The sequence below is a fragment of the Desulfomarina profundi genome, assembly GCF_019703855.1.
Lineage (GTDB): Bacteria > Desulfobacterota > Desulfobulbia > Desulfobulbales > Desulfocapsaceae > Desulfomarina > Desulfomarina profundi.
Map to the genome: position 1 here is coordinate 2,288,540 of NZ_AP024086.1, position 25,144 is coordinate 2,313,683.

Here is a 25,144-nt window from a genome sequence, read left to right on the forward strand (position 1 = left end):
AGGATTAAAAAAACCAGCGCAGACGAAGTTCAATCCTGTTACCAATCTGTTTTTCACCATATTCGGACAAGCTACTGCCGGTCAGCAGGGAAAATCGCAGGCGTATCTCAAAATTTGTAAAACCTGCATAGGTGAGTTCCGGTGTAAAGGATGCACTCTGATCATCGAGATTAACTATTGTTGTCAAACCAGGGGTAAAGTAGAGAATATCAAAAGGTTCTTTCTGAGTGAATTTAGCATACAGATAATTCCGCCCCGCATAGGGTCTGGAATACCCATACAGGCTCAACTCCCTGAGTTGCCGTAATGTTTGTTCATCCACCACTACCCCACCCTCTGTTATCTGACGGTAAAAGAGAACCCGTTCTTCCTCAGTGTAGCCATTGCCATTATGATAATATTCAATAATACTTGTCAGATCATTAGCTGTCAGGTAGCGCAAACCGAACAACCCGCTCCATACGCTGTTTTCTTCATGACGGGTACTACCATTTTCAAGCAGGAGTACCCGATCTTTACTTGTGATATAGGCCGCTTCTCCATGTATTTCAAAATTGCTCGTAATATTACGTGAAAAATCAACACCAAACCTGCTGGATCGACTGCCACCGATGAAGAAAAGAAAATCAATATCGGTATTTTGATACAACAGATACAGTTTGCCTGCCAGATTAACACCGTTTCCCTCTCCAAATTCATCATTGATGGCATCAGACACCGGTATCAGCAGTGTTGTCAAGGCCATGTTGCCAGGGGAGTTGCTCTCAGAAAAACTTTTAATAAGTTCCAACTCACCGGTTACATATCCTTCGAGTGATTCCTGCGGATCATTGGGGTCCTTGGAGCGATTGACAAAACCGACCGGATTCCAGGCATAGCCTTTACCCCATCCGAACGCTTTTTTCCCCAGATCCACCATGCTGTTTTCAAAGATTTTTACTCGACTGTACACCTCATAAATATCGCCTGAATCCGTCCAGCCGGTATTATCCTGTTGCCCCGCCAATTTGAACAGCCAGTTAAAACAGGCAATTCCGGCGGTATACGAACCGTCAACTTGCAGGCTGGGTCGAAACCGGTCAATTGTGGCCGGCACCCCTTTCGGGTAGTTGAGATTTGCCTGATTTCCATCCTGATTTATGTCGAGATGTTCCAGTTTGATCTCAACATACCCACCCCATTCAAGTGGTGATTTCTCAATCTCGTCAAGTTCAAAGGTAAAGTCATCACTTGCCTCAGAAATAAAGGGGATCAGAGAAAACAACACTCCCGCAACAAGGAGAAAGACCAGCCATTTTCTATCTGAGTTCATCTATTCTAGACAGGTAATTAAGGGTGAAAACCTCATCCGGAACCTGTTTCTTTTTAATTTTAGCAAAAAGCATTACCGACTTATAACCTTTATGCAGAGGGCTCTCGGTTGCAAGCATTGATGGCCTGACCAGCCCGTCGCCAAAATCCTTGATCTTGCTGTACTGCAGGTTTTTAATCAGCATCCCACTGACAGCATAACATTCTATCCTTGTCGGCAGAAGTGTTGCCTTATCCACAGTCATCTTCAACCGATCATAGGCAACAGATGCAGAATTTGCCTTCAGATCAAGCAGGTAGGAATCCCCCTGGTTCAGAACACCCTGTGCGCTGTATTCAACACTGTAATCAAGACGCAGGATATCGGAATTATTGAATACACCTCCTACTACCGATTGCATACTGGTAATGCGAATCGGCTTTCCCACATTGGGAATGTAGAGCCACATATTGTCACCCAGGCGCAGGGTGGTTCTCCCCTTCTCGCTGGCCGGCTGCAAAAACAGAGCGACAGCTGTGCTGGGGCCTTTTTTCACCGAGTACAAAATAAATTCCTTTTTGCTGCCATCGGGTTCCACGTTGACCAGTTTACGATACATTTCATAGGAATCAGGTTGCATGTTTTTATCAACCTGAGCCAATATCCTATTCCCGTCAAGCGCCAATACCCATGTCGGAAACAAGAGGAAAAAAAACAGAAATACTGGAATTTTTATCATCTTACGCATCGAATTCTCCAAAATATTTTTTAAACATGGCGCAGGGCCGTAATAGGATCCATTTTTGCGGCTTTCCAGGCAGGCTGTAGACTTCCCAGTACGGCAATACCTATAACAATACCGACAACCATCAGGACATCACCGGCCCCAATGGTTGGAGCAAGCAGCAAACCTTCCTGTCGGCCGAAATCAAAGCTTATACCAATATAATTCAGCCCGCCAATCGTAAAGAGGCTCAACACAACACCAACCAGTGTCCCGAGGATACCAAGAAGAAATCCTTCGGTAACAAAAAGAGCCATTATTCTTCCGGGTTGAGTACCGATAGCCGCAATGGTTCCAATCTCATTTATACGTTCATAAACCGACATAATCATGACATTCATGATACTGACCAGCACAATGGAAACCAGCATAATCTTGATAAAAAATGTCATCAGATCAATCATATTGGCAATTTTTGAAAACGGCGACATTTTGTCCCAGGTATGAATCTCGAAAACAGGTTTACCTTTCCTGTTTTTTACTGCACTGAGCTTTGATTTTAGCGACTGAAAAACCGGTTGCAGATTATCCATATTTTTCAGACGAACAGCAATTTCGCTGATTTCATTTCCATCCATACGCAGCAGACTTTTTGCATCATTGAGCCGGATATATCCGTCCCTGCCACCCGGCCCGGAAATACGACCGACAATGCCCCGGACAATAAATTGCTGACCATTTACAGAACCATCTTTATTGGTTGCAACCAGAACAATGGCATCACCTATTTTCACTTTCATTCCTCTTGCAATAAGCTCGGGGATAAGAATTTCGCCCTTGCCGAGAAGGCCTTCTCTTCTGCCCTTGAGAATCCTCTCTTCAAGCATGGGCATGGCCTGAAGCTCCATCTCCGGATTCATTGCCGTTAAGCGAATATTCGTTGTCTCGTTAAAATTACTGAACATGGCACCGAGTTTAACGCGCATGGAATAGGCATCTACCGCCTCATTATCTTCCAGAATTTCTGCAACTTTTTGTATCTGCCTGCCATTCAGGTTGAGATTGAGCGGCAAACTATCCATGGAGGCAAGATATCCCTTATGATGAATCTGCAGATGCCCCATCATGGAATCGGTGATCTGACCAATCATCAGGGCTTTAAATGACCCAGAGACTGAAATAAAGAGTAAAACCGCCATTACACCAAGGGTGATAAGGGTAGAAGTAAGCAGAGTTCGACGTTTATAGCGCAGGAGATTACGCCAGCCAATTTTAAAAATATTAAGCATGCTGACCTCCCGGATTACCATTTTTTGTTTGCAGCACACCATCTTCCAGAGTGAAAATTATCTCTGCACTTTCTACAACCCGGGTGTCGTGAGTAGAAAAGATAAAGGTTGTGCCAAATTCATCACGCATTTTCTTCATCAGGCCAATAATGCGATTGGCCGTCCTACTATCCAGATTGGCTGTCGGTTCGTCAGCCAGTACCAGTTTTGCATTGGTGACCAAAGCTCTGGCCACAGCCACCCGCTGCTTTTGCCCACCGGAAATCTGATTGGGATATTTTTTACCCTGATCAGCCATACCAACAGCACCGAGCAGTTCTTCCACTCGTTTTCGACGCTTTTCGACAGGCCAGTTCTGAACCATTTGCAATGGATATTCAATATTTTCAAAAACAGTGAGAACTGGAATGAGGTTAAAATCCTGAAAGATAAAACCGATATGGTCGCCTCGAAATTTTGCAGAATGCCGGGAATCCAGACGGGTAACATCTTTTCCGGCTACTACAAGATCACCCTGACTGGGTGGATCGAGACAACCAATCATATTCAACAACGTGCTTTTGCCACTTCCAGAAGGGCCGACAAAAGAAACAAATGAACCGGTATCAATAGTGAAATCGACACCACGTATTGCTTTAACCGTTATCTCTCCAGCAACATAGTCTTTACAAAGATTTCGCGCTTCAACCAGTGCCATACTGTCTCCTGACAATTAAATTGTGAATTTTAACAAAAATCAACTTGATAACAAAAGAACATTTCTTTGCTTGTTCCCTCAAAACAAGACTGAGTTATTGCACCTCTGCCTGAACATACAAAGCAAGGTTCAGGCCAGTGGCAAATATTATTATTGTTACCATGGGGCTCCCACAAAAAACCACTCTGCAAATTCCCTCACTCTCATTTTTGACTACGCGAAATCTCAAATCCAACACAAAAAACTGCATCGTTTTTACCCACCTGCATTGATAAACTGCATCCATATTACCCATGCAAAGAAATAACAGACAGTTCACACGATATAGTCCGAGAACTTTTACCTTGACTTATACGGGCAGGTGTTAACCGGCAAAATAAAATTGTTGCACCATCAGTCAATATTCGCCTACCATGTAAAACACGAACAAAATTTTTATCTGCGGGTTTTCAGTCTATGCAAAAATCAATAACATACTTATTTGCTGTCTGGCTTAGTATCTGTAGCCTGTATCCTCTCAAGGCATTTTCGAAAGGGCTCAATGAGGAACACACGGATCATTTCTTCTTTGCAGTCTCAGCTATGACTTCCCCTGCCCAGACACTGGTTCACTTTGCCGAGTTTCGTGAATACCTGGAGGAAAAACTGGAAACTCACGTCCATCTCAAACAGCGTCGAACCTATGAGGAAATCAATGCTCTCCTCAATGATGCGAGTGTACAGATGGCCTTTACCTGTACCGGCGGCTACCTTGCCGGTCGTCAGGCTTTCGGCTTAGAAGTTCTGGCAGTACCTGTTGTCCGTGGTAAAACAGCTTATCGTTCGTATATTATTACTCACAGCAAAAATCCTGCTGAAAGCCTCGAAGAACTCCAAGGTCAGGTCTTTGCCTTTACCGATCCGTTATCCCTCAGTGGTCGGATTTATCCTGTAGCTACCCTGAACAGCCAAGGATATATTACAAAAACATTTTTTAAAAAAACATTTTATACAGAGAGTCATGATAAATCCATCGAAGCAGTCGCCACAGGACTCGCCGATGGAGCAGCTGTGGACAGTCTTATTTTCGATTCTCTCCATGCACTCCCGGGTTCTTTTGCCAGGCAGGTTCGAGTCATTCATCAATCAAAGGAATTTGGCATGCCGCCGGTGGTTGTCACCCCAGGCCTTGACAAAGAAAAAAAAAGGACGCTGCTTAAAGTGTTACTTGGTATGGCCAATGATCCTCGCGGTCAAATAGTTCTCCAGCACCTGGAGATGGATGGTTTTGCCATTCCTTCGCCTGAACTTTATCGTTCTGCCATAGTTTTACAAAAAGCGTTGAGAGAGTAGCAAACAGTCAGGAGAAAACAAGGTATAATCTATGGTTTTGCCATGGTACAATCGTATTGCCGTACGCCTGTCAGTTTCCATAATGGCAGTTATTGTGGTTACTGCTCTCTCAGTAGCCACTTTAATCTTGCGAGATGAAAAACACATTCTCCAGAAAGACCTGAGAATCCGTGCCCTGCAGCTTGGCGAAATTCTACCGAGACAGATTATCGAACCCTTACTCTATGATGAGGATTTTGCACTCTACAGCCTGCTTCAGTCCTATCTGGAATCTAAGGAGAGTTTTCTTCTCTATGGCGAAATATATAATGAACTGGGAGAGCTGATTATTGCACGAGAACGTGAATCCATCACGCGGGAGCCAATAACATCTTTTAAACTTGCCCGAAAACAACCTGTTTTTTTACGTGACTTTTCAGAGACCGACCCCAAACAGCCGTTGGATCTTCTTATTCCCATAAGCTCTAAACAGCTGGGTGTTGCCGGATACCTCCGTCTCGGTATTTCTGTCCAGTCCCTGTTCAAAACCCTGCATACCTCCAGAAAAAAAGTATGGGTCGTCACCAGTCTCATTGCTGTTATAGGTATTCTGGCGGCCCTGTGGATGGCCAGAGAACTGATCTCTCCCGTACTTCTGCTCAATCGTGCCGCCCACAGGGTTGGCGCTGGTGATTTTGGTACGGCGATTCCGGAAAATGGTGTGGGAGAGATAGGAGAACTAGCCAGTACATTTAATACCATGTCTCATCAGCTTAAAGAACTGGTGGCTGCAATCAGATCGGCTCAGGAAAACCTGGTGCGTACGGAAAAACTCTATGCCCTGGGCGAATTTTCCACCGGTCTTGCCCACGAGATAAAAAACCCGTTGACTTCCATCAAAATGCTGATTCAACGAGCTGAAGAACAGGAAGAATCACTGGAGGGTGAAGATCTCGAAGTAATAGTGGAAGAATTAGACAGGATCGACTATACCGTCAGCCGTTTCCTTCGAACTGCCCGACAGTCGGAAATGGCCTTCACTGACACTGATATAAACAGCCTGGTTGAAGATGTTCTTGCTATCACCGGACCCAAAATTGAAAAATCCGGGATTCGTATTAGCAAAAAATTAGACAAAACCCTTGCTCCCCTTCGAGTTGATGGAAACAGTATTAAACAGATTCTAATGAACGGTATTTTAAACGCCCTCCAGGCAATGAACCCGGGAGGAGAACTTACTATTTCAACTTCACTTGTCGATGGAAACCTGCAGTGTACAATAACCGACACGGGTTGCGGTATATCAAAAGAAAACCTGAAACATATTTTTGATCCGTTTTTCACGACCAAAGAAGACGGCACAGGCATGGGTCTTGCTGTAGCCTGGAATATTGCCCAGCAACATGGGGGACGTCTGGATATCGTCTCCAACCACTCCGGAACCTCACTACTGTTAATTCTGCCCTATGATTACCCTGCTCATTGTTGATGACGAAAAAGCGGTTCGTTATGCCTTTAAACGAACCTTTGGTGATGAATATCATATCTGCACTGCCACAAACGGGAAAGAAGCCGTTGAAGCGGTAGACAGAAAAGAACCCGATGTGGTCTTAATGGATATCCGCATGCCGGAAATGGATGGTCTACAGGCACTTGCCAGGATTAAGGAAAACCACCCCCATGTGCCGATTATTATGGTCACGGCTTTTGCTGATTCCACTTCGGCCATGCAGGCCATGAAAGATGGTGCCTTTGACTATGTCTCCAAACCATTTGACAATGACGAACTGCGCAGAATTGTAGAAAAAGCCATCACCGCCAGCCGGATACAGGCGGAACTGCACTGCGGCTGCGATAAGGAATGGAGTGAAGCAGAGGAAAATCGTGACTGTATCGTCGGGTCCAGCCCGGAAGTGCTCACAATGTGCAAAACAATTGGTCAGATGGCAGACTCCGACCTTCCGGTGCTTATAACCGGAGAAACCGGAGCGGGAAAGGAACTGACAGCCCGGGCCATTCTGCAGCACAGTTCGCGCAAGGATGCCCCGTTCCTCGTGGTTAACTGCGCCTCTTTACCTGCAGAACTGGTGGAAAGTGAACTGTTCGGTTACGAGGCTGGAGCCTTTACCGGAGCCTCCGGACAACGAATAGGCCGCTTTGAACAGTGCAATGGAGGAACACTGTTTCTTGATGAAATAGGAGAGCTGGCCCTTGGAACCCAGGCCAAGGTTCTTCGTGTCCTGCAAAATGGAACATTTGAACGGTTGGGCAGCAACAAGCAACTACAAACAGACGTCAGGCTTATAACTGCTACCAACAGAAACCTGGAACAAATGGTTACCGACGGCTTATTCCGTGCTGATTTACTTCACCGTATCAACGTGTTGACCATACCAATCCCACCGCTGAGAGAACGGATATCAGACCTGCCTGATCTGATTCTCTATTTCCTTGCACGTTATGGTCGACAGGTCTCTCCACCGGTAGAAGGAATAAGCGACGATGCCCTGGAAAAACTCTCTGAATATCAATGGCCGGGAAATGTCCGGGAACTTGAAAATACAATCCGACGGGCCATAGTCCTTGGCAAGTCGAGGGTCATCAGCGCAGAAGATTGTCTGCTCCAGGGCCAGGTGGAGCCGACCGGGGATTTTTCCCAGGTTGTTTCACAACAGATAGAAAAACTCCTCGAGGGAAATGAGTCCCGCCCTTACCACAGTCTGCTCGCTGAAGTGGAACAGCTCCTGATCACCAAGGCCCTTGACCTCTGTGAAGGCAACCAGGTGCAGGCGGCAAATCTCCTTGGAATCAACCGAATGACGTTGAGAAAAAAACTACCCTCTGCTTAACAAACACACATCTCTCTGTATATTTCTTAAGCATTTTTTCTTTTTCCTCCCAATTTTCCCTGTAATTTCAGCATCTCTGTTTTGGCACCTTTTATGCATTAAGCATACAGTTCAGTGCATTTTTATATCAAAAACAGGAGAGAAACTGCATGAAAAAGGGAATTTTGCTGTTCATTGCCATAGTCGGTGTGATTGTTGCCGCAATGGTCTTTGCCGTTGAGTCATATACGGCAAGGCCTTCATTTTGCGGAACCAGTTGCCATATAATGGATAAACCCTACAAAAGCTGGCAGGCTGACAAGCACGGTAAAGCCGGCAACATGGAGATTGCCTGTGTGGACTGCCACTATGCCCCAGGTGAAAAAATGACTCTCCACGCCAAGTTCAAAGGGTTGGGACAGCTCTTCACCTATCTTTCCACTGACAGTAAAGAGGTGCGGCGCGCCACCCATGTTGCGGATATCTCCTGTTCTGCAGCCCAGTGCCATCCTTCAGAAAAATTTATGGATAAACAGTTGACTTATGGCAAAGATAAAAAAATCAAGTTTACCCATAAAGCCCATTTTGAAAAAACCATCCCCGGCCAGGAAATGCACTGTACAACCTGCCACATCAAGGCCAGTGATAAAAAACACTTCGAAGTTCCCAAGGAGCAGTGCTACATCTGTCATTTCAGGAACACAGAATTTAATACAGGACGTGCTGCCTGTAATCTCTGTCATGAGATTCCCACCACTCCACTTCAATCTCAGAAAAAAAACAGCCAACCTGATTCTGATGAAAAGATCATTACCCACCAGACTCTTGAAAAAGCAGGTGTTTCCTGCAAGAGCTGTCATTACCAGGTCATCACAGGTGACATGAATCTTGCCCCAGAAGTTGCGAAAAATGCCACAGCGATAGTGCTGTACTGGAAAAAAGAGATCGAATGAAACTGATGCACGCAGAGCATGTGGCCAAACAAAAGGCAAAATGTGCAGATTGCCACCAACCCCTGATCCATAAAGAAGGAGACTTTATCGAGGCCGCTCGACTCAACTGCGCCAGCTGTCATCCGAACCACCATAGTCTGCAGAAGACGCTTCTTGTCGGTGCTGCCTATGGCGAAGTACCGGAGACACCCAGCCTGATGAATCCTGTCAAGACCAACTGCCTGGGCTGTCATGACAAATCAGATATGTACAAAGGGGAAAAGATCCTCCGTGGATCTGCAGAATCCTGTGCAGGATGCCATACTCAGGACCATAAGAAATTACTGGCGGACTGGATAAAAGAAGTTCAGACCGAGGTGAAATTTGCAAGAGGGGAAATGGCACGGGCAGAAGCACTGATCGTCCAGTTGAAAGGCCAACTCAGTGAGGAGCAAACGACTGAATTGAAGCAGCTTCTCGAAAAAGGAAGCAAGACCCTGGATCTGGTGGAATTTGGCAATGGTGTCCATAACAAGAAGTATTCCATCATGCTGATTGATGAAGGTCTGAACGGTGTCTATACAGTCTTGGACGAACTGGAACCTCTGGCTGAAGAAGCAGACGCAGAAAAACAGCAGTGAAAATATGGGCCGGTCCTGTGGTTCCGAAATTCCTGGATACAGGAAAAGGCCTGCATGGGTGCAAACCATAATCGTAACAGATAACTGAGGAGGAGGTCATGACCATCAATACAAACAATGATCGCAGAGAAATGCTTCGGGTTACCGGAGCCTCTTTGGCTGCGGCCGGACTCGCAGCAGCCAATCTGCTGCAACCAAAAGAAGCGGAAGCGGCGCGAGTAAAAGCACCCCACTGGGTAATGATAATGGATCTGCGTCGCTGCACCGGATGCCGAGCCTGCACCGTTGCCTGCAAGTCGGAGTATAACGTGCCCCTGGGTGCTTTTAAGACTGTGATAAAACAGGTAGTCACCGGTAAATATCCTGACACCAGGCGTTCATTTATTCCCCGTCGCTGTAACCACTGCGAAGGAACGGAAAAGGTAGGAAGAATTACGGTCCCGCCTTGTGTAAAAGCCTGTCCTGAATACCCAAAGGACAGACGGATCTTCGTTACCGCCGAGGGGAAAAAGATTCGCTACCGTGGTGGCGCGACCTACAAACGTCCTGATGGTCTGATTCTGATTGACAATGATGCCTGTACCGGTTGCGGCAAATGTATTGACGCCTGCCCATATGGAGCCCGTACCTACAACAAACGAAAAATGTCCGGCAAAGACAAAAGTAAAAATGCCATAGTAAAATGCACTTCCTGTGTCCATCGCCTGGATCAGGGTGTGACTCCAGCCTGTGTCAACACCTGTGCACCCGGTGCCCGAATCTTTGGTGATCTCAACGATCCGGGCAGTGATGTTGCCAAGCTTGCCAAGGAATTTGGTCTTCTGGAAAATCGTGAGAAAACAACAATGAAACCTGATTTCAAAACCATGCCCAATATTTTTTATATTGATCCTGACGGCGTACTGGCTGACTACTCCTATAACGATAAAGACAAACTCATTGAATATCGTGATATCGTTGAATAAAAAATAAATAACAATCTGTTTTATATACAGGAGGATTCAAAAAATGAAAAAAATCAGCCGCCGCAATATCTTGAAACTGGCTGCCGCCAGCGGTGTTTTACTGACCGCCGGCAAAGGAATACCAGGCAATGCCCTGGCCGGATCAATAGAGCTCTCCCAGGGAGGCAGAGATTTCAACCCTGATACCGGTAAAGAGCGCAAAGCAGTGCCAACTGTCTGCTTTAACTGTGTTACCCGGGATCCCAAAATTGCCTTTGTTGAAGATGGAAGGGTTGTCAAGATCGAAGGACAGCCCAATTCCATTCGCAGTATGGGCAAAATCTGTTCCAAGGGACAGGCCGGAATCAATCAGGTTTACTTCCCTGACCGTATTCTCTACCCTTTGAAAAGAGTAGGAAAACGTGGCGATGGCAAATATAAACGAATATCCTGGGATGAGGCCCTCACGGACCTCGCAGCCCGAATGAAAAAACTGCGTGATGATGGCCATCCCGAAAAATTCATGTACCATTACGGGCGGGCCAAGGGAAGCTCTTCCAAACTGCCCAAGACAGTCTTCATGGGTACCTATGGCTCAAAAACCATTGGGAACCATACGACAATCTGTGAAGGTGGGAAGTTTGTTGCCCAGGAACTCACCTGGGGCAAGCACTATGATAACTGGGATTTTGACAATACCGAATATGTTCTCAATTTTGGCTGCAGCCTCTTTGAAGCCCACACAAACCACATTCCCCTGGCACAACGGATGATCAAGGGCATTGTTGAACGTAAAGTCCCCTTTATTACTTTTGATGTCCGCCTTTCCAACACTGCTGCCAAATCGACTAAATGGGAGCCGGTTCGTCCGGGAACGGATCTGGCAGTACTGCTTGCCATTAACAACATAATCATGAAGGAAGATCTGTACGACAGGGAGGCCTTCACTTTTATTCGAGCTACCGAGGATGTCAACGCCTCTGTAGATGAAAAGATTGCTGCACTCAAAAAACATCTTGCCTCCTACACTCCCGAGTGGGCCGAGAAAAAAAGCGGTGTGGCAGCAACAGACATTATCAAGTATGCCAGGGAATTTGCCAAGGCAAAAGCCGCTACAGTCATCAGTTATCGCGGCCTTGTTGCGCATATGAATGGCACTGAGGGTGAACGGGCAGCACAGATGCTGGCCATGATAACCGGTAATGTCAACAGCCCCGGAGGACGGTGTCTGGCAGTTGCTCCACACTGGAAATACCCCAAAGGACCTAAAATCAAACCGAAGGCCAGGAAATTAAAAATCACCAATGGCTGGAACATCGCGTATCCCAACCATGGTGCCAGCCACCAGATCCTGAAGATGATCAAGGACGGCTCTCACGGCAGGCCCGATATTTATTTCTGGTATTGTTACAATCCGGTCTATGTCAACGGCGAATGCCAGGAGAACAAGGATATTCTCTCCGACGAGAAACTGATACCTTTTACTGTCACCTCCAATATTGTTTATGATGAATCCAGCAAACTTGCAGATCTCATTCTTCCGGACACAAGCTATCTTGAACGCTGGGACTGGGATGGAAACGCTTCTCCAACTCAGGTAGCCGAATTTGAACTGCGCCAGCCTGTTGTTGCACCACTGGGTGAATGTCGCAACTTCAGTGATGTACTTTGTGATCTGGCCAAACGGATGGATATGCCTCTAGGTATTGAAAACATGGAGGAGTTTGTAAAACGCTCGTGTGAAATGACTCCCGCCTTAAAAGGACTGCCCGGTGGAGCTTTTGAATATATGAAAAAACACGGGGTTTATCATGATCCAAAAGCAAAGCCTCTCTTTCATGTTCACAAAAAAGTGATCAAAGAGACCGATCTCAAGAAAGACGGTGTTATCTTTGATGAAGCAACCGGAGTATACTGGAACTGGAAAAAATCCAAAGCCAAGACCGAAGCCGTGGCCAGAGAAAAAGGCTACTTTGAAACTCACTACAGTTACAAGGGTTATGTTGGCCAGAAAATCGGCAACAAGGTCTACAAGGGGTTTAAGCCGGACAAGGTCAATAAAAGCGGATATTTTGAACTGTATTCCGCACTGCTCAAGGCCAAGGGCTTTGAACCTCTGCCAACATGGAAAGATATTCCCGGCCATGAGGCTCTGGGTGGCAACAAGCTGGTCCTCACCACGTATAAAGTTGCCGTTCAGATCCACTCCAGATCGTCCCACTGCAAGTGGCTCAGTGAGATGTTTCACGACAATCCGGCCTGGATCAACGGTAAAACTGCAGCCGGACTGGGCATTAAGGATGGAGACGAACTGAGCCTCAAATCAAAAAACGGAACAATCAAAATAAAGGCCTACGTCAATGAAATGATCGTTCCCGGGACTATCGCCATTTCCTACCACCTTGGTCGGGAAGAATCAGGACGCTATGGTTCCGGTCGCAAATCGCCCATGGCTTCGGATAATGATCCGGACCTGAACCTGAAATGGTGGGATACATATGGAGTACATCCCAACTGGTTGATAAGTAACAAACCAAATCCGGTCAGCGGACAGCTCTGTTACATGGATGAGGTTGTTTCAGTCAGTAAAGCCTGACAACACAGTACACTGTAATAAGGGTGGAAGGATACATATCTCCTTCTGCCCTGTATTTTATTCATTTGCTGTCTACAGTTGATGAAAATTCTTTTTTTGAGAGGGGTATTTTGGAAAAAACCGACAGTAATGTTGCCGGAATATATGGCTTGCTAGCCACTTTTTTTGCCCGGGAAATCGACCTGAAACAGTTGGAAATGTTGCGCAACCCTGAATTTCGAGACCTCCTGGAAACACTGGGAGTCAATCTTGGTGATGATTTTTTTAAAAGAGACGCAACACTCCTGCTTGAAGATCTGGCGGTTGAATTTGCTACCCTGTTTATTGGACCGGGGAACTTTATCTCACCCCATGAATCGGTCCATCGCCCCCGGGATGATGGTGATTACGGCAAACTCTGGGGCGCTGATACAGTGGCTGTAAAAAAATTCATTGAGGCTACAGGGCTTGCTTACCGCCCTGAATTTGGCGGAATGCCGGATCATATCGCCGCAGAATTTGAATTCGTCCAGAAAATTGAAGAGCGGATGGAAACAGCCCGTTCAGATGGTGACCAGGATCTTGCAGAGAACCTGAAATCGATCAAGAACAGGTTTCTCACTGAGCACCTACTGGCTTGGGGACCTGGGCTGATGGACAAGATCATGACAAACGCCACACTCCCGTTTTACAGGGAAATTGCAGCACTGGCCAAAAACTTTCTACAGCAGGAAGGAGAACTCATCCAACAACAGGCTGTCAAATGAAATATATCTGCAACCCCCTTCTGATAATCATTATAGTAATACTCAGCTGTACTGCTTCTCCGGCACTGGTATCAAAAAAGAAAAACCAAGTTCCGGGTACCTGTATGGGGATACCATGGAACAGCCCGTTTCCTGTTATTGAACACTCTTTTCCCGGAATTGAATTTATTGAAGAAGATAATTTTCACGTGACTCTTTTCCGGGTAACAGTCCCGGAAAAAGAGGTGCAACGGATTGAATTTAAACTCTTTGAAAACAAACTGATATCTGTCATCCTTTATTACACTGGCGCTATAAATAACCTGATCAATGAGAAATATCTCCAGAGCCTGGTCACTGATCTTGGAACACTCCAGGAAAAAAGAAAAACCACGGCCAACAGCCTGGCCGGCCAGGTTGAGGTTGAGATTTATGAGTACAAAGATATTCTTGTGCTGTTTCGCTACTACCCGCCAGGTCAGAAACAGGGGTTTGCCAACAAGCAGAACTCTATTGTTATTATTTTCAAACCCACCTTCAACAAAATGGTCTACTATCGAAAACATTCTGCGGGAGACATGGAGGAAATAATCGATTATGACTATATCGATTTCTGATAGTAACTTCCAAGCAGCGGGTCCGCTGCTCAACAAGGCAACATACAGGGAACTGCAACCTGGCAAGGATATTTTTACAAAATGGCGTATTTCCTGATTTTATTGTTCAGGGTCGTACGCGTAATATTGAGCAGTTTTGCCGCTTCACTTTTATTGCCATCGGTTTTCTGTAATGTCTGAATTATAGCTTCTTTTTCAATTTCGCCAAGTGGCAGGCCGGCCATTTCGGCCAACGGGCGGCTGGCTTTTGTATTGTCTTCCATATCCTGGAGCAGGGCAGGAGGTAATTCTCTTTCGGAAATATAGTTCCCGTTACAGAGTACGACAGCTCTTTCAATGGCATTTTCCAGTTCCCGCACATTACCCGGCCATCCGTATCCTGTCAGGCAATTCATCGCTGTCGGTGTGAAGTTGCGTATGGACTTTCGATTGCCGGCGGCGTGTCTGTCGAGAAAAAATCTGGCAAGTATCGGAATATCTTCTCTGCGCTCCTGTAATGAAGGAACACTTAAAGAAACAACATTAAGCCGGTAGTAAAGGTCTTCACGAAATGAACCGTCTTTAACACTGTTGAGCAGGTCTTTATTTGTCGCTGCAATAATCCGCACATCGACATGGAGCACTTTATCACTCCCAACCCGCTGGATTTCCCGCTCCTGGATAGCCCGAAGGAGTTTTGCCTGCATGGTGAGCGGGACTTCTCCTATCTCATCAAGAAATATGCTCCCCTTATTGGCCTGCATAAACCTGCCATCTCTTTTTCTCTCGGCACCCGTAAACGATCCCTTCTCATGGCCAAACAGTTCAGACTCAAGAAGTCCTTCACTGAGTGCTGCACAATTGACAGTAACCAGCTGTTCATCCTTTCTCATGCTGCATGAATGAAGAGCCCTGGCAATCAATTCCTTTCCTGTACCACTTTCTCCGAGAATCAGCACCGTAGCTTCGGATGGCGCAATGGTTTGAATCATTTTTTTTAAATCAACCATGGCAGGACTTGAACCAATCATATTTGAGAGGCAATTTTCCGAAGCAAGCCTTTCCTTGAGTGATAAATTCTCCCTGCTGAGTGCCATATGCTCAAGTGATCTTTCAAGTGTTATCTTCAGATCATCAAAGTTGAGTGGTTTTGTCAGGTAATCGTAGGCACCAAATTTCATGGCTTCAACCGCAGTTTCAACAGAGGAATAGGCAGTCATGATGATGATTGGAATTGCCGGATTAATTTTTTTTATTTCCTGTAAAGCCTCAATACCATCAACATGTGCCATTTTCACATCCATGAGAATACCGTCAAACACCGTGTCCTGTGCAACGGAAATGGCTGTGGAACCATCATCAGCCTCATTTGTCTTGTACCCCCATCCTTTGAGAACAGTTTTCAACATGGAAAGATGAGCAGTATCATCGTCGACTATCAGTATCTTGCCTTTCATCTGTTTCACTCCACTCTGGCTGGCAGGGAAATAATAACGGAGGTCCCTTTTCCTTCCCTGGAATCAACTCGTATTGTACCATGGTGTGCTTCTACGATTTTCTGAGCAATGGACAGTCCCAGCCCGGTACCTTTTGTTTTTGTAGTGAAATACGGATCAAACATCTTCCGGGCAATCTCTTTTTTCAAACCGGGACCGGTGTCAGATACTGAGATGGTGATATGATTCTGATCTGCAGAAACATTGAGATTGAGAATACCACCATCCACCATTGCCTGAATACTGTTCACGTAAATATTGACCATAACCTGGGTAAATCTGTCAGGGTCAAGAAATGCAAAGGTAACCTCGTCATTAATTTCCAGATCAACCTGAACATTTGAACTTTGCGCCTCGTGCTGAATCAGTCGCAGGGTGGATTCCAGAAGAGGACGCAGGGCTGTTTTCCTGAGTTTTACATCAGAAGGTTTGGATAATTCCAACAGTTCCGTAATAACACGATTCAGCCGGTCTGTTTCAGATATAAGTACATCGGCAGCTCTGCTGTTTTCACTGTCTTTCTCAAAAAGACTTTTAAAATAGGTCGCATAACCTTTGATGGAACTGAGTGGGTTTCTCACCTCGTGAGCAACCCCCGCCGCCAGGTTGCCAATGGCTGCAAGCTTATCCTTCCGCTGCACCTCCATCTGCAGTTTTTTCAGTTGTGTCAGGTCCTTGACAATAAGCATGAGCCCAACGAATGTGCCGTCGTCGGACAGGACGTTTGTAGCTATAACCGATGCGGGAAAAGTACGATCATCAACATGTTTTATCTCCACCTCATCCTCGATAAGAGCACCACTGGTTCTGGAAGAGTTGCACAAAGAGACTATGGTGGATGGTAAAACCGTGTTCAGGGACACTCCCCTGCTGCTGATTGTCTGAATATTCAACATATCAGCGGCTACCTGGTTTATATATCTGATTTTCAGCTGATTGTCCGTTGCTATAATGCCTTCGGGAAGTGTCGCTATCATTTCATAGGCAAAAGCACGCATGTCGCCGAGTAATTTTTTTGATTTTGTTGAATTCCTGGCCCAGAAAAGAGACACTACTCCCGCCATTCCCAGCAGGATCAGGGTAAAGGATAAAATAAGTGTGAATTTGATATCTTCCCTGATTGCCTCCTGAAAGGGTGTTGCATCCATCCCAATAAATATTGCGGGACGATTTTCCGGGTTAAATATTTTTTCCGCAGGCAGCCCCATCATCCAGCTTGATTCACAGCTGCTTCCCATACGTCCCATATCGCGGGGACCGTTCATTGTGCCATGTTCCATCGGGTTCTGTTGCCTGAAAGCCGGTAGAAAAAGCTTATACACTTCAAACGTCTGATGTCTGCCGGAATCACCAATCAATCGCCATTGAACATCCGTTGTCGGAGTAAGCTCTGCTGAGCGACCGGATGCCATAAGGTGATTCCCGATTTTGCCGGAAATGTTATGGGCCAGAATAATACCGGAAGAATCGACAATAGCAATATAGAGTATGTCCTGTTGGGATGCTGTCTCTTTTATCAGGGTATCAAGCCGGGGTAAGGTTCCGAATCTCCCCATCATACCGGTTCTGGCACCGGCCTCAAACGTTCTGATCAATGAAGCTCCTTTTTCATTGAGAATTTTGATCATATATTTTTTTTCACGATTGTAATTCATGACAGCAAGAGTAAAGACAACCGTGACAAGAATAGCACTCATTCCAATAGTTAACCAACTGGAATAATTGCCAAAATATCTATCAAATCTTTGAAATACAGCCGTCTTCATGGTAGAGACCAAAGGGCATTGTGTTTAAAAATTAATCACTGACACTAACTGATGTTTAATTTTTAAACATAACATGAACTCCAGGCAAGCAAATTATTCCCACGAACGGGGACATGAATTCTAACTATATGTAATAACATAGAATATAAAAAATAATTTTTTTGGCATGACAGGTGCAATGTAAGAAGCAAATAAACAATCACGGCAATCACGCCAGGATAAACAAAAAAAGGAGAAATATTATGAAACGCACACTTATTGCAGCAGTAGCCACGGGCGCTCTCTTACTCGGAATCGCAGCAACAAATGCATCTGCCTGGAATTATGGCAGCCCATGGATGGGTGTTGGTTATGGTATGACAAATGTCGGATACAACAACGGAAACAATTCGCAGTTTCAGGCAGATACCCGTGATCTCCGCTTGAAAATCGCCCAGGCCAGAGTTGAATTAAATGCCCTGGTGGCAACTCCTGGCTACGATACAGAGAAAGTCAATGCACTTGCCAGGGATATTGCTGCGAATCAACTGGCCCTCGAACAGACCGCTCAAAAATATGGTTATGGTGTTGCTTCCTACAACATGATGGGAGGACCCGGCATGATGATGGGGCCCGGTATGATGAATGGTGGATACGGGTACGGATGCTGGTAATATTTCATGACTGATGCCGGAGAATACATTCTCCGGCATTGCCCTTGTCAGGAAAAAAGGAGTGGGATTATGTGGGGCTGCGACTGGAACGGGTTTTGGGGTGGTACGGGAGGCTGGGGGATTGGCTTCGGATTTCTGAATGTTTTTTTTGTCTTACTGATGGTATTCGTTCTGACCTATGCGTGTTACAGGCTGTTTCGTTCATCCAGACCTGTTCCCAGTGGTTTTACTGATCAGCAGGATTCTTTGCATATTCTTAAATCCAGACTTGCAAGAGGAGAAATATCTCTTGAAGAGTATCAGGAAATGCATCAGGTTCTCGCGCCCGACAGGTGAGAATGTGAAATCTGTATCCAGATAATAACTCGCTGCCCCCTTTGTTTATCTGAAAATACTGCCGCGGAAGATCCTTTTGCCGCAGTCGGGATTTTCATTCGTTCTGTGTACCCTGGAGGCATAATAAATGGCTGAGCCATTGGGCCCGGCCATACCCATTCATTCATAACCCTGCTCACGCAGGGTTATTTTCTTCACTGCATTGATCCTGCAGAAAATGAAGCAGTCTGTTTTATATTTTTTATATGACAATGTGACATATACAGATGTCATACGTAAAAGGAACTAGAAAGATACTCATCAACATTATTATTCACAGGAGGAATAATGCGTTTTCAAAATATTATTATTCTTGGATGTTCAGTTCTCTTGTTGAGCGGGTGTGGTGTGGGACAGGCTGTTAAAAACAGCTTTCAAGGCACCAGGTATCTGCAGACAAAAGAATATTCCGAGGGAGAATCGACATTTCGGGCAACCGTTGCCAACAATCCGACAGATCCACTGGCAAATTATTACCTGGGGCGTTTTCTGCTTGCCAGGAAGAAATCTGCACAGGCCCTACCCTATCTGAAAAAGGCAGTATCCCTTAATCGAAAAGATGCGGATTATCTGTTCTGGCAGGGTGTAGCCCAAGGAGAACTTGGATTAATTCAACAGGAAAGAAAGAGCTACCAGGCGGCACTTGCGATAAAAGAAAAACATCTCCAGGCGATGATCTATCTTGGTCATAACCTGTTGAAAGACAAAGATTACGAAGCCTCACTTGCCATATACCAAAAAGTTCTTCACATCTGGCCATCCAGCCCATCAGCTTTATATAATCGTGCCCTTATTGCCAGGATTTTGAAACGCCGTTCCGAAGAAAAAGTGGGCTGGCTTTCATATCTATCAAGATATCCTTCAGGGAATCTCGCAATTCTTGCGACAAATCACCTCAACAGCCTGGGAGATTTTTCCTACCGGAACCACCATCTCAGAGGCCGCACAATAACTCTTGCCAATATACAGTTCAAACCCTTTACCGCGGTATTAAGTAAGCGGGCGCTGGGATCACTTAATGTCATTGGCGCGACAGTCTCAAATATTGGCAATGGTAAACTGCAGGTCCTGGTATTTCAGGAAAATAACAAAGACCTTGCGAGGCTGCGTGCTGTCAGTATCAAAAAATACCTGCTCGAACAATTTCCTGCATTAACGACTGAAAAGATCGGAATCAGCTGGTTTGACAAACCTGAAAAGACAATAATTGATGGAAAACGTATAGCAAATGGAGAATCGGTACGTTTCTTCCTTACTGCAATGGATACACGTCTGCGACCTGCAAAGAAATTGAGCAAAAGTTAAACCAGAACTGTGACTTTTTCCTCAACCGGCCGTAGTGAAAGGTAAGAAATGAATAGCGAAACTGATGAGTATACCGTTCGTCGGATTCTGGCGGGAAATACTCAACTTTATTCTATAATTGTCAAACGTTACGAGAGACCAATCTATAATCTTATGTACAGGTACAGTCGCCGGGAACAGGAAGCAGCCGACCTGACTCAGGATGTTTTTCTCAAAGCGTACAACAAACTCTCCACGTTTGATTGCAAAAGACGTTTTTTCTCCTGGATTTATTCCCTGGCAGTAAACAGGGCCAGGGACTGGCAGCGAAACAATGTGGTCAAACTCCGTGCACTTAGCGAACTGCAGTGGGAGAAACCAACTATTGAGAATGGTTCGCAGCAGGAAAAAAAATTACTTGCCGGAGAAGAAATCAACAATCTCTACGCCGCTCTTGAAAAGCTCCCGGAAATAACACGGGAAATTATTCTACTCAGGTATAAGGAAGAACTACCCATCGCCGAGTTGGCCACAATTTTCAAGCTCTCTGAAAGTGCTGTGAAAATGAGAATTTCAAGAGGACTTGGAAAAATGAAGCGGGTCTTGGGAGGTGAACGTTATGAAAACAATAAATATAACGATATTTATCAATTAAAATGTTTCGAAGGTAGTGAAAGTCAAACATATTCCCTGGAGGAAACGTAATCATGAGATGCGGAAGAGACTGTTTGTGCCAGCTGATTTTGGGGGCGCAGAACCTGAAAACACGAGCAATGCACAATAAATTCAAATTGCATGAAGGGACACTGAGTTTCACAAGTCCCGGTGACAAAAAAAGGGAGGAAAAAGCATGGGTATGAAAAAAGAGTATGGTGTTGCTGTTTTACTGGCCTTGTCGTTGAGCATTGTTTCACAACCAATGGACATTTTTGCAACAACTACCGCTGGAGAACAAAACAGTTCAATCGAGGAAATTGATCCCGGGAATGAAGTACCGGTATTTACCAGCCCGGAAGAAGCACTTAACGTCGCAAATCTTGCAGAAAAAGCCGCACTTGACGATGATGATTTAAAAACAGCATTGAGTGATCTCAAGAATGCACATGACGCTCTTCTGGCAGCAAAGCAGAGCCGTAACCGCAATACAATTTCAGCTGCACGCAGGACACTGGAAACTGCGGAAAAGAACTACATGAAAGAACTCTCCCAGGTGAGCGGTGTCGCTGAGCCTGATATCAATTCAATGCATGATGCTGGCATGAATTGGGGAAAGATTGGCCATGAACTGGGGGTAAATCCTGATATGCTTGGACTTGGCCATGACATCAATGATACTCCCCGTAGCCAGGGAATGAAGCCGGAAATTGACCACATGAGCGGTGTGGGAGTTCAGGAGTTAAATGAGGCAACAGCACGAAATATGGAGTCGGGCTGGTTTTCAGGACATGGTTCCAATATTCAAGCCGGAATTCATGAACCAGGGTCGGGGGGTTACAGTTCCGGTATGATTTCAGGTGCTGGAGGAATGATGAGCAGTGCCGGGAAAAATGATAACCATGGCAGCATGGGCGGTAACGATCATGACAATGACATGTCTGCCGGTTCTATGGAATCCGAAAACAGCTGGGGCGGATCCAGCTCCAGTTCTTCGGGAAATCAGGATCATGATACCGGCATGAACGGAAATGATCACAGTGGCGGATCCGGAGGCCATGGTGGCGGATCGGAAGGAAATGGTTCAGGGGGACACGAAGGCAGCTCAGGAGACCATGGCGGTAAATGGTAACGTAACAGGGAAAGGCCAGGAAAGTTGCCCCGGCCTTTCCCTTCTTTCTCTTGACAAAGCAAAGAGACCTATTTATATATATGAACAAATGATCATATATTTGTTATCCATATAACAAAAGGATTACAATGGAAAACAATGTATCTTTGCAGAATGAACAGTGTGACTGCCGCTGTATCCATGAAAAAAGAGTAGAGGCAGCACATGAACAGGCATTGCCTGAAAAGGCCAATGAACAGTTGGCGGCTCTGTTTAAAGCCATGGGCGACCCGAACCGGTTGAAAATTCTCTGGGCTCTCGACCAAGACGAAATGTGTGTCTGCGATCTTGCGTTTTTCCTGGGAGTCAGTGAATCTGCAGTCAGCCATCAGCTGCGGCAATTGAGACAGTTGCAGCTGGTCAGTAATCGTCGGGATGGACCGGTTCTCTATTACCGGCTCAACGATAATCATGTCAGTCTCCTTGTCCATCTTGCCCTTGAACATCTCAACGAAGAGTTTTTAAACAACAGTTAATTCGGGAATTATTTATGTTCACTTTTATCTACAATGTTATTTTATCCTCATGGGACATGCTCCAGCAGGCCTCCATTTATATTTTGTTTGGACTGTTGATCGGTGGAATGTTGAAAATGTTCCTTTCTCCGGCGTATGTAGCAGCGCAGCTGGGCAGTGGCCGGTTCAGTTCGGTCTTTAAAGCTGCCCTCCTCGGTATCCCCATTCCTCTTTGCTCCTGTGGGGTTCTGCCGGCCGCCACCTCACTGAAAAAACAGGGAGCCAACAACGGGGCCACAACCGCATTTCTTATTTCCACTCCGGAATCCGGTGTGGACTCCATCTCGATAACATGGGCCCTGCTCGACCCTATCATGACTATAGCAAGACCGATATCTGCTTTTATTTCCGCTTTTGTCGCTGGAAGTGCTGAAAATTTCCTCAATCCACCTGACAGGGACAAACGGCCAACACCCGATCTGAGCTGCCCAATTGATAACTGTTGTGATGGAAAAGACTGTCCTCCGAAAGAACATAAACATCATCATGGACTCATTGAAAAACTCAGTATAGGTATCAAATATGCGGCAACCGATCTCTGGGCTGACCTCGCCGGCTGGTTTTTCGTGGGAATCCTCCTGGCGGGACTGATCAGTGTTCTGGTTCCTGACGCCGTCATAGCGAAATATCTGGGCGGTGGACTTGGCTCCATGCTGCTTATGCTCACCTTTGGAATCCCTCTCTATATTTGTGCTACCGCTTCAACTCCCATCGCCGCGGCTTTTATCATGAAAGGTGTCAGCCCTGGAACAGCACTGGTTTTTCTGCTGGTTGGTCCGGCCACAAATATTACCTCATTGTCTGTTCTGGTTGGTCTGCTCGGTAAACGTGCCACAGCTCTCTACCTTATATCTATTGCAGCAGTCAGTGTTCTCTGCGGGCTTGCGGTTGACGCCATTTATATCTCACTGGGCATATCTGCCGTTGCCGCGGTAGGACAGGCTGCCGAGGTATTGCCTGGTTGGCTGATGCTTGGCGCCACTCTGCTCCTTCTCCTGCTTTCGATTCGACCACTTTATTCTATTGTCCTTGGCTGGTTCGGCAAAGGGGATGGCTGTGGCTGTTCATCAGATGGCTGCACCACAGACCATGGCCACGATCACAGTCATGAAAATGATAAAGATGCTGCCTGCAACTGTGGCAGTGCATGCCAGACAACAGTCCCTGTACAGATCCAGTCGACCACAACTATTAATAAGAATCCGAAAATATGACTGTTCCCGGGCAAGCCGAGTCACCGACACTGATTTTTCCCATGGCCAGGCCACTACCTGAAGGTGCCGGTAAATTGAGTCTCCCCTCTGTTTTCCAGTCCTTTGTTACAGGCACTCTGGAAACAGAGACAGGCGATGTCCCCCTGGTCAGTTCCAAACTGTTCTGGCGGGACAAACGCGGTCATTATCTGGTACGATGGAATATTGGCCGCGACCATTTTACAGTGGAACCGGGACTTTATGGGCTTGGAAAACCGACGGCAGACAGTGCGGTATTAGTGACGGCAAATTATAAGCTGAGTTTTGATACTCTCCGGCAGACAATGACCGGCAGGTCATGCTGGATACTGGTGCTTGACACAAAGGGAATAAATGTCTGGTGTGCTGCTGGTAAGGGCACCTTTAGTACTGAAGAACTGGTGGATCGCATCAAGGCCTCACGCCTCACCGACATTGTCAATCATAACCGACTTATTGTACCTCAGCTTGGGGCAACCGGCGTTGCCGCCTTTGATGTTAAAAAATACAGTGGGTTTTCGGTTGTTTACGGCCCTGTCATGCTGCAGGATCTCCCGGTATTTATAGATAGTGCCTGTATTGCCAGTCCAGAGATGCGCCTAAAAAAATTTCCATTCAGGGAGCGACTGACTCTGGTTCCTGTTGAGATTATGCAGGCTTTTAAGCAGGGTCTTCCTTTTATTGTGGCTTTTCTTTTTCTGGCCGGTTTTGCAGGTGACAATTCTTTTCTGTCAAATTTGAAACTGCACGGTATACCGCTGGCTCTTGCTTTTTTAACAGGTATAGCATCGGGCACTATTCTATGTCCATTGTTACTTCCCTGGGTTCCCGGTCGGGCTTTCAGCGTAAAAGGAGCTTTGTGCGGACTTGTTCTTTTTATCATATTTTTTGGTTTCTCGGGATTGTATGCTATGGATTATTCACTACTGGAAAAAAGCTCCTGGCCACTTATCACTCTGGCTGTTTCCTCCTGGTTCGGCATGTCGTTTACCGGGGCATCAACCTACACCTCCCTGAACGGTGTCAGAAAGGAAATGCTGCGGGCCATGCCAATCCAGTTTTTTTCACTAGTCTGTGGCATCAGTTTATGGGCTGCTTCTCTGTGGTTTGACTGAGAGTGGTAAGGAAAAAAGACAATGACACAATTTTGTTATCTGGAAGACGTGGTTACCCTGGCATGTAATATCGACAAATGTATTGGTTGTGGCATGTGCACGCTGGTTTGCCCCCATGGTGTTTTTACCATTAAAGGAAAAAAGGCCGTCATATCCGCCCGTAATTACTGTATGGAATGCGGGGCATGCATGCGAAATTGTCCGGTATCGGCAATCAGTGTGGAAGCCGGCGAGGGTTGCGTGCGTGGTGTGATCAATGAACTGCTTGGCATTAAAGGTCCATGTTGTTGAAAGTGCATCCTGTTGTTA

The 25,144-nt window shown here is 45.9% G+C and carries 24 protein-coding genes; 18 read left to right on the forward strand and 6 right to left on the reverse strand.

Annotated features, from left to right (window positions below; genetic code table 11):
• Nucleotides 1–4 precede the first annotated feature (4 nt).
• Genes LO777_RS10520 through LO777_RS10535 form a run of 4 tightly spaced genes read right to left on the reverse strand, consistent with a single transcriptional unit; the run spans nucleotide 5 to nucleotide 4,001 of the window.
• Nucleotides 5–1,312 (reverse strand): hypothetical protein, encoded by a 1,308-nt coding sequence (locus tag LO777_RS10520; protein WP_228853870.1) that lies wholly within the window; start codon nucleotides 1,310–1,312, stop codon nucleotides 5–7.
• Nucleotides 1,299–2,030, reverse strand: coding sequence for an outer membrane lipoprotein-sorting protein (locus LO777_RS10525; RefSeq protein WP_407929138.1), 732 nt, complete (start codon nucleotides 2,028–2,030; stop codon nucleotides 1,299–1,301). The genes LO777_RS10520 and LO777_RS10525 overlap by 14 nt, the downstream gene beginning before the upstream one ends.
• A gap of 29 nt (nucleotides 2,031–2,059) precedes the next feature.
• Entirely contained in the window at nucleotides 2,060–3,304 is a 1,245-nt protein-coding gene (locus LO777_RS10530) for an ABC transporter permease (protein ID WP_228853872.1), read from the reverse strand.
• Nucleotides 3,297–4,001 carry an ABC transporter ATP-binding protein gene (locus tag LO777_RS10535; RefSeq protein WP_228853873.1) on the reverse strand — a complete coding sequence of 235 codons (705 nt, stop codon included), beginning with the start codon at nucleotides 3,999–4,001 and terminating at the stop codon, nucleotides 3,297–3,299. The genes LO777_RS10530 and LO777_RS10535 overlap by 8 nt, the downstream gene beginning before the upstream one ends.
• A 456-nt stretch (nucleotides 4,002–4,457) precedes the next feature.
• Here LO777_RS10535 and LO777_RS10540 point away from each other — a divergent pair, with 456 nt between their 5' ends.
• The 9 genes from LO777_RS10540 to LO777_RS10580 all read left to right on the forward strand — a co-directional run bounded on the left by LO777_RS10540 (nucleotide 4,458) and on the right by LO777_RS10580 (nucleotide 14,595).
• Nucleotides 4,458–5,333: a substrate-binding domain-containing protein gene (locus LO777_RS10540; RefSeq protein ID WP_228853874.1), complete on the forward strand. Its 876-nt coding sequence runs from the start codon at nucleotides 4,458–4,460 to the stop codon at nucleotides 5,331–5,333.
• Nucleotides 5,334–5,364: 31 nt separating this feature from the next.
• Nucleotides 5,365–6,801 carry a sensor histidine kinase gene (locus LO777_RS10545; RefSeq protein WP_228853875.1) on the forward strand — a complete coding sequence of 479 codons (1,437 nt, stop codon included), beginning with the start codon at nucleotides 5,365–5,367 and terminating at the stop codon, nucleotides 6,799–6,801.
• Complete coding sequence (locus tag LO777_RS10550) at nucleotides 6,779–8,161, forward strand: sigma-54-dependent transcriptional regulator (protein ID WP_228853876.1); 1,383 nt, start codon at nucleotides 6,779–6,781, stop codon at nucleotides 8,159–8,161. The genes LO777_RS10545 and LO777_RS10550 overlap by 23 nt, the downstream gene beginning before the upstream one ends.
• A 149-nt stretch (nucleotides 8,162–8,310) precedes the next feature.
• Nucleotides 8,311–9,093: a NapC/NirT family cytochrome c gene (locus LO777_RS10555; protein ID WP_228853877.1), complete on the forward strand. Its 783-nt coding sequence runs from the start codon at nucleotides 8,311–8,313 to the stop codon at nucleotides 9,091–9,093.
• The gene (locus LO777_RS10560; RefSeq protein WP_228853878.1) at nucleotides 9,090–9,713 is read left to right on the forward strand and encodes a cytochrome c3 family protein; all 624 of its coding nucleotides are present in this window, start codon (nucleotides 9,090–9,092) and stop codon (nucleotides 9,711–9,713) included. Before LO777_RS10555 ends, LO777_RS10560 begins: the two co-directional genes overlap by 4 nt.
• A 98-nt stretch (nucleotides 9,714–9,811) precedes the next feature.
• On the forward strand, nucleotides 9,812–10,678 hold the full coding sequence (locus LO777_RS10565) for a 4Fe-4S dicluster domain-containing protein (protein WP_228853879.1): 867 nt from the start codon (nucleotides 9,812–9,814) through the stop codon (nucleotides 10,676–10,678).
• 43 nt (nucleotides 10,679–10,721) lie between these two features.
• Nucleotides 10,722–13,253, forward strand: coding sequence for a molybdopterin-containing oxidoreductase family protein (locus LO777_RS10570; protein WP_228853880.1), 2,532 nt, complete (start codon nucleotides 10,722–10,724; stop codon nucleotides 13,251–13,253).
• Between the two features lie 110 nt (nucleotides 13,254–13,363).
• Nucleotides 13,364–13,999 (forward strand): TorD/DmsD family molecular chaperone, encoded by a 636-nt coding sequence (locus LO777_RS10575; RefSeq protein WP_228853881.1) that lies wholly within the window; start codon nucleotides 13,364–13,366, stop codon nucleotides 13,997–13,999.
• Entirely contained in the window at nucleotides 13,996–14,595 is a 600-nt protein-coding gene (locus LO777_RS10580; RefSeq protein WP_228853882.1) for a hypothetical protein, read from the forward strand. The genes LO777_RS10575 and LO777_RS10580 overlap by 4 nt, the downstream gene beginning before the upstream one ends.
• Nucleotides 14,596–14,669: 74 nt before the next feature.
• Here the strand turns inward: LO777_RS10580 and LO777_RS10585 are convergent, their stop codons facing one another.
• Both LO777_RS10585 and LO777_RS10590 read right to left on the reverse strand, forming a co-directional pair.
• Complete coding sequence (locus LO777_RS10585; protein ID WP_228853883.1) at nucleotides 14,670–16,031, reverse strand: sigma-54-dependent transcriptional regulator; 1,362 nt, start codon at nucleotides 16,029–16,031, stop codon at nucleotides 14,670–14,672.
• Between the two features lie 5 nt (nucleotides 16,032–16,036).
• Nucleotides 16,037–17,767 carry an ATP-binding protein gene (locus tag LO777_RS10590; RefSeq protein WP_228853884.1) on the reverse strand — a complete coding sequence of 577 codons (1,731 nt, stop codon included), beginning with the start codon at nucleotides 17,765–17,767 and terminating at the stop codon, nucleotides 16,037–16,039.
• Nucleotides 17,768–18,078: 311 nt separating this feature from the next.
• Here LO777_RS10590 and LO777_RS10595 point away from each other — a divergent pair, with 311 nt between their 5' ends.
• The 9 genes from LO777_RS10595 (at nucleotide 18,079) to hgcB (ending at nucleotide 25,126) form a co-directional block, all read left to right on the forward strand.
• Nucleotides 18,079–18,489 (forward strand): hypothetical protein, encoded by a 411-nt coding sequence (locus LO777_RS10595; protein ID WP_228853885.1) that lies wholly within the window; start codon nucleotides 18,079–18,081, stop codon nucleotides 18,487–18,489.
• A 69-nt stretch (nucleotides 18,490–18,558) separates the two neighbouring features.
• Entirely contained in the window at nucleotides 18,559–18,825 is a 267-nt protein-coding gene (locus tag LO777_RS10600; protein ID WP_228853886.1) for an SHOCT domain-containing protein, read from the forward strand.
• A 327-nt stretch (nucleotides 18,826–19,152) separates the two neighbouring features.
• Nucleotides 19,153–20,169, forward strand: coding sequence for a tetratricopeptide repeat protein (locus LO777_RS10605; RefSeq protein WP_228853887.1), 1,017 nt, complete (start codon nucleotides 19,153–19,155; stop codon nucleotides 20,167–20,169).
• 48 nt (nucleotides 20,170–20,217) lie between these two features.
• Complete coding sequence (locus LO777_RS10610) at nucleotides 20,218–20,853, forward strand: RNA polymerase sigma factor (protein ID WP_228853888.1); 636 nt, start codon at nucleotides 20,218–20,220, stop codon at nucleotides 20,851–20,853.
• Between the two features lie 145 nt (nucleotides 20,854–20,998).
• Nucleotides 20,999–21,934, forward strand: a complete 936-nt coding sequence (locus LO777_RS10615; protein WP_228853889.1) for a hypothetical protein — start codon at nucleotides 20,999–21,001, stop codon at nucleotides 21,932–21,934.
• Between the two features lie 128 nt (nucleotides 21,935–22,062).
• On the forward strand, nucleotides 22,063–22,449 hold the full coding sequence (locus tag LO777_RS10620) for an ArsR/SmtB family transcription factor (protein WP_228853890.1): 387 nt from the start codon (nucleotides 22,063–22,065) through the stop codon (nucleotides 22,447–22,449).
• A 14-nt stretch (nucleotides 22,450–22,463) separates the two neighbouring features.
• Nucleotides 22,464–23,702 carry an SO_0444 family Cu/Zn efflux transporter gene (locus tag LO777_RS10625; protein ID WP_228853891.1) on the forward strand — a complete coding sequence of 413 codons (1,239 nt, stop codon included), beginning with the start codon at nucleotides 22,464–22,466 and terminating at the stop codon, nucleotides 23,700–23,702.
• The gene (hgcA, locus tag LO777_RS10630) at nucleotides 23,699–24,835 is read left to right on the forward strand and encodes a mercury methylation corrinoid protein HgcA (RefSeq protein ID WP_228853892.1); all 1,137 of its coding nucleotides are present in this window, start codon (nucleotides 23,699–23,701) and stop codon (nucleotides 24,833–24,835) included. The genes LO777_RS10625 and hgcA overlap by 4 nt, the downstream gene beginning before the upstream one ends.
• A 21-nt stretch (nucleotides 24,836–24,856) precedes the next feature.
• Nucleotides 24,857–25,126: a mercury methylation ferredoxin HgcB gene (gene hgcB / locus LO777_RS10635; RefSeq protein ID WP_228853893.1), complete on the forward strand. Its 270-nt coding sequence runs from the start codon at nucleotides 24,857–24,859 to the stop codon at nucleotides 25,124–25,126.
• Nucleotides 25,127–25,144 lie beyond the last annotated feature (18 nt).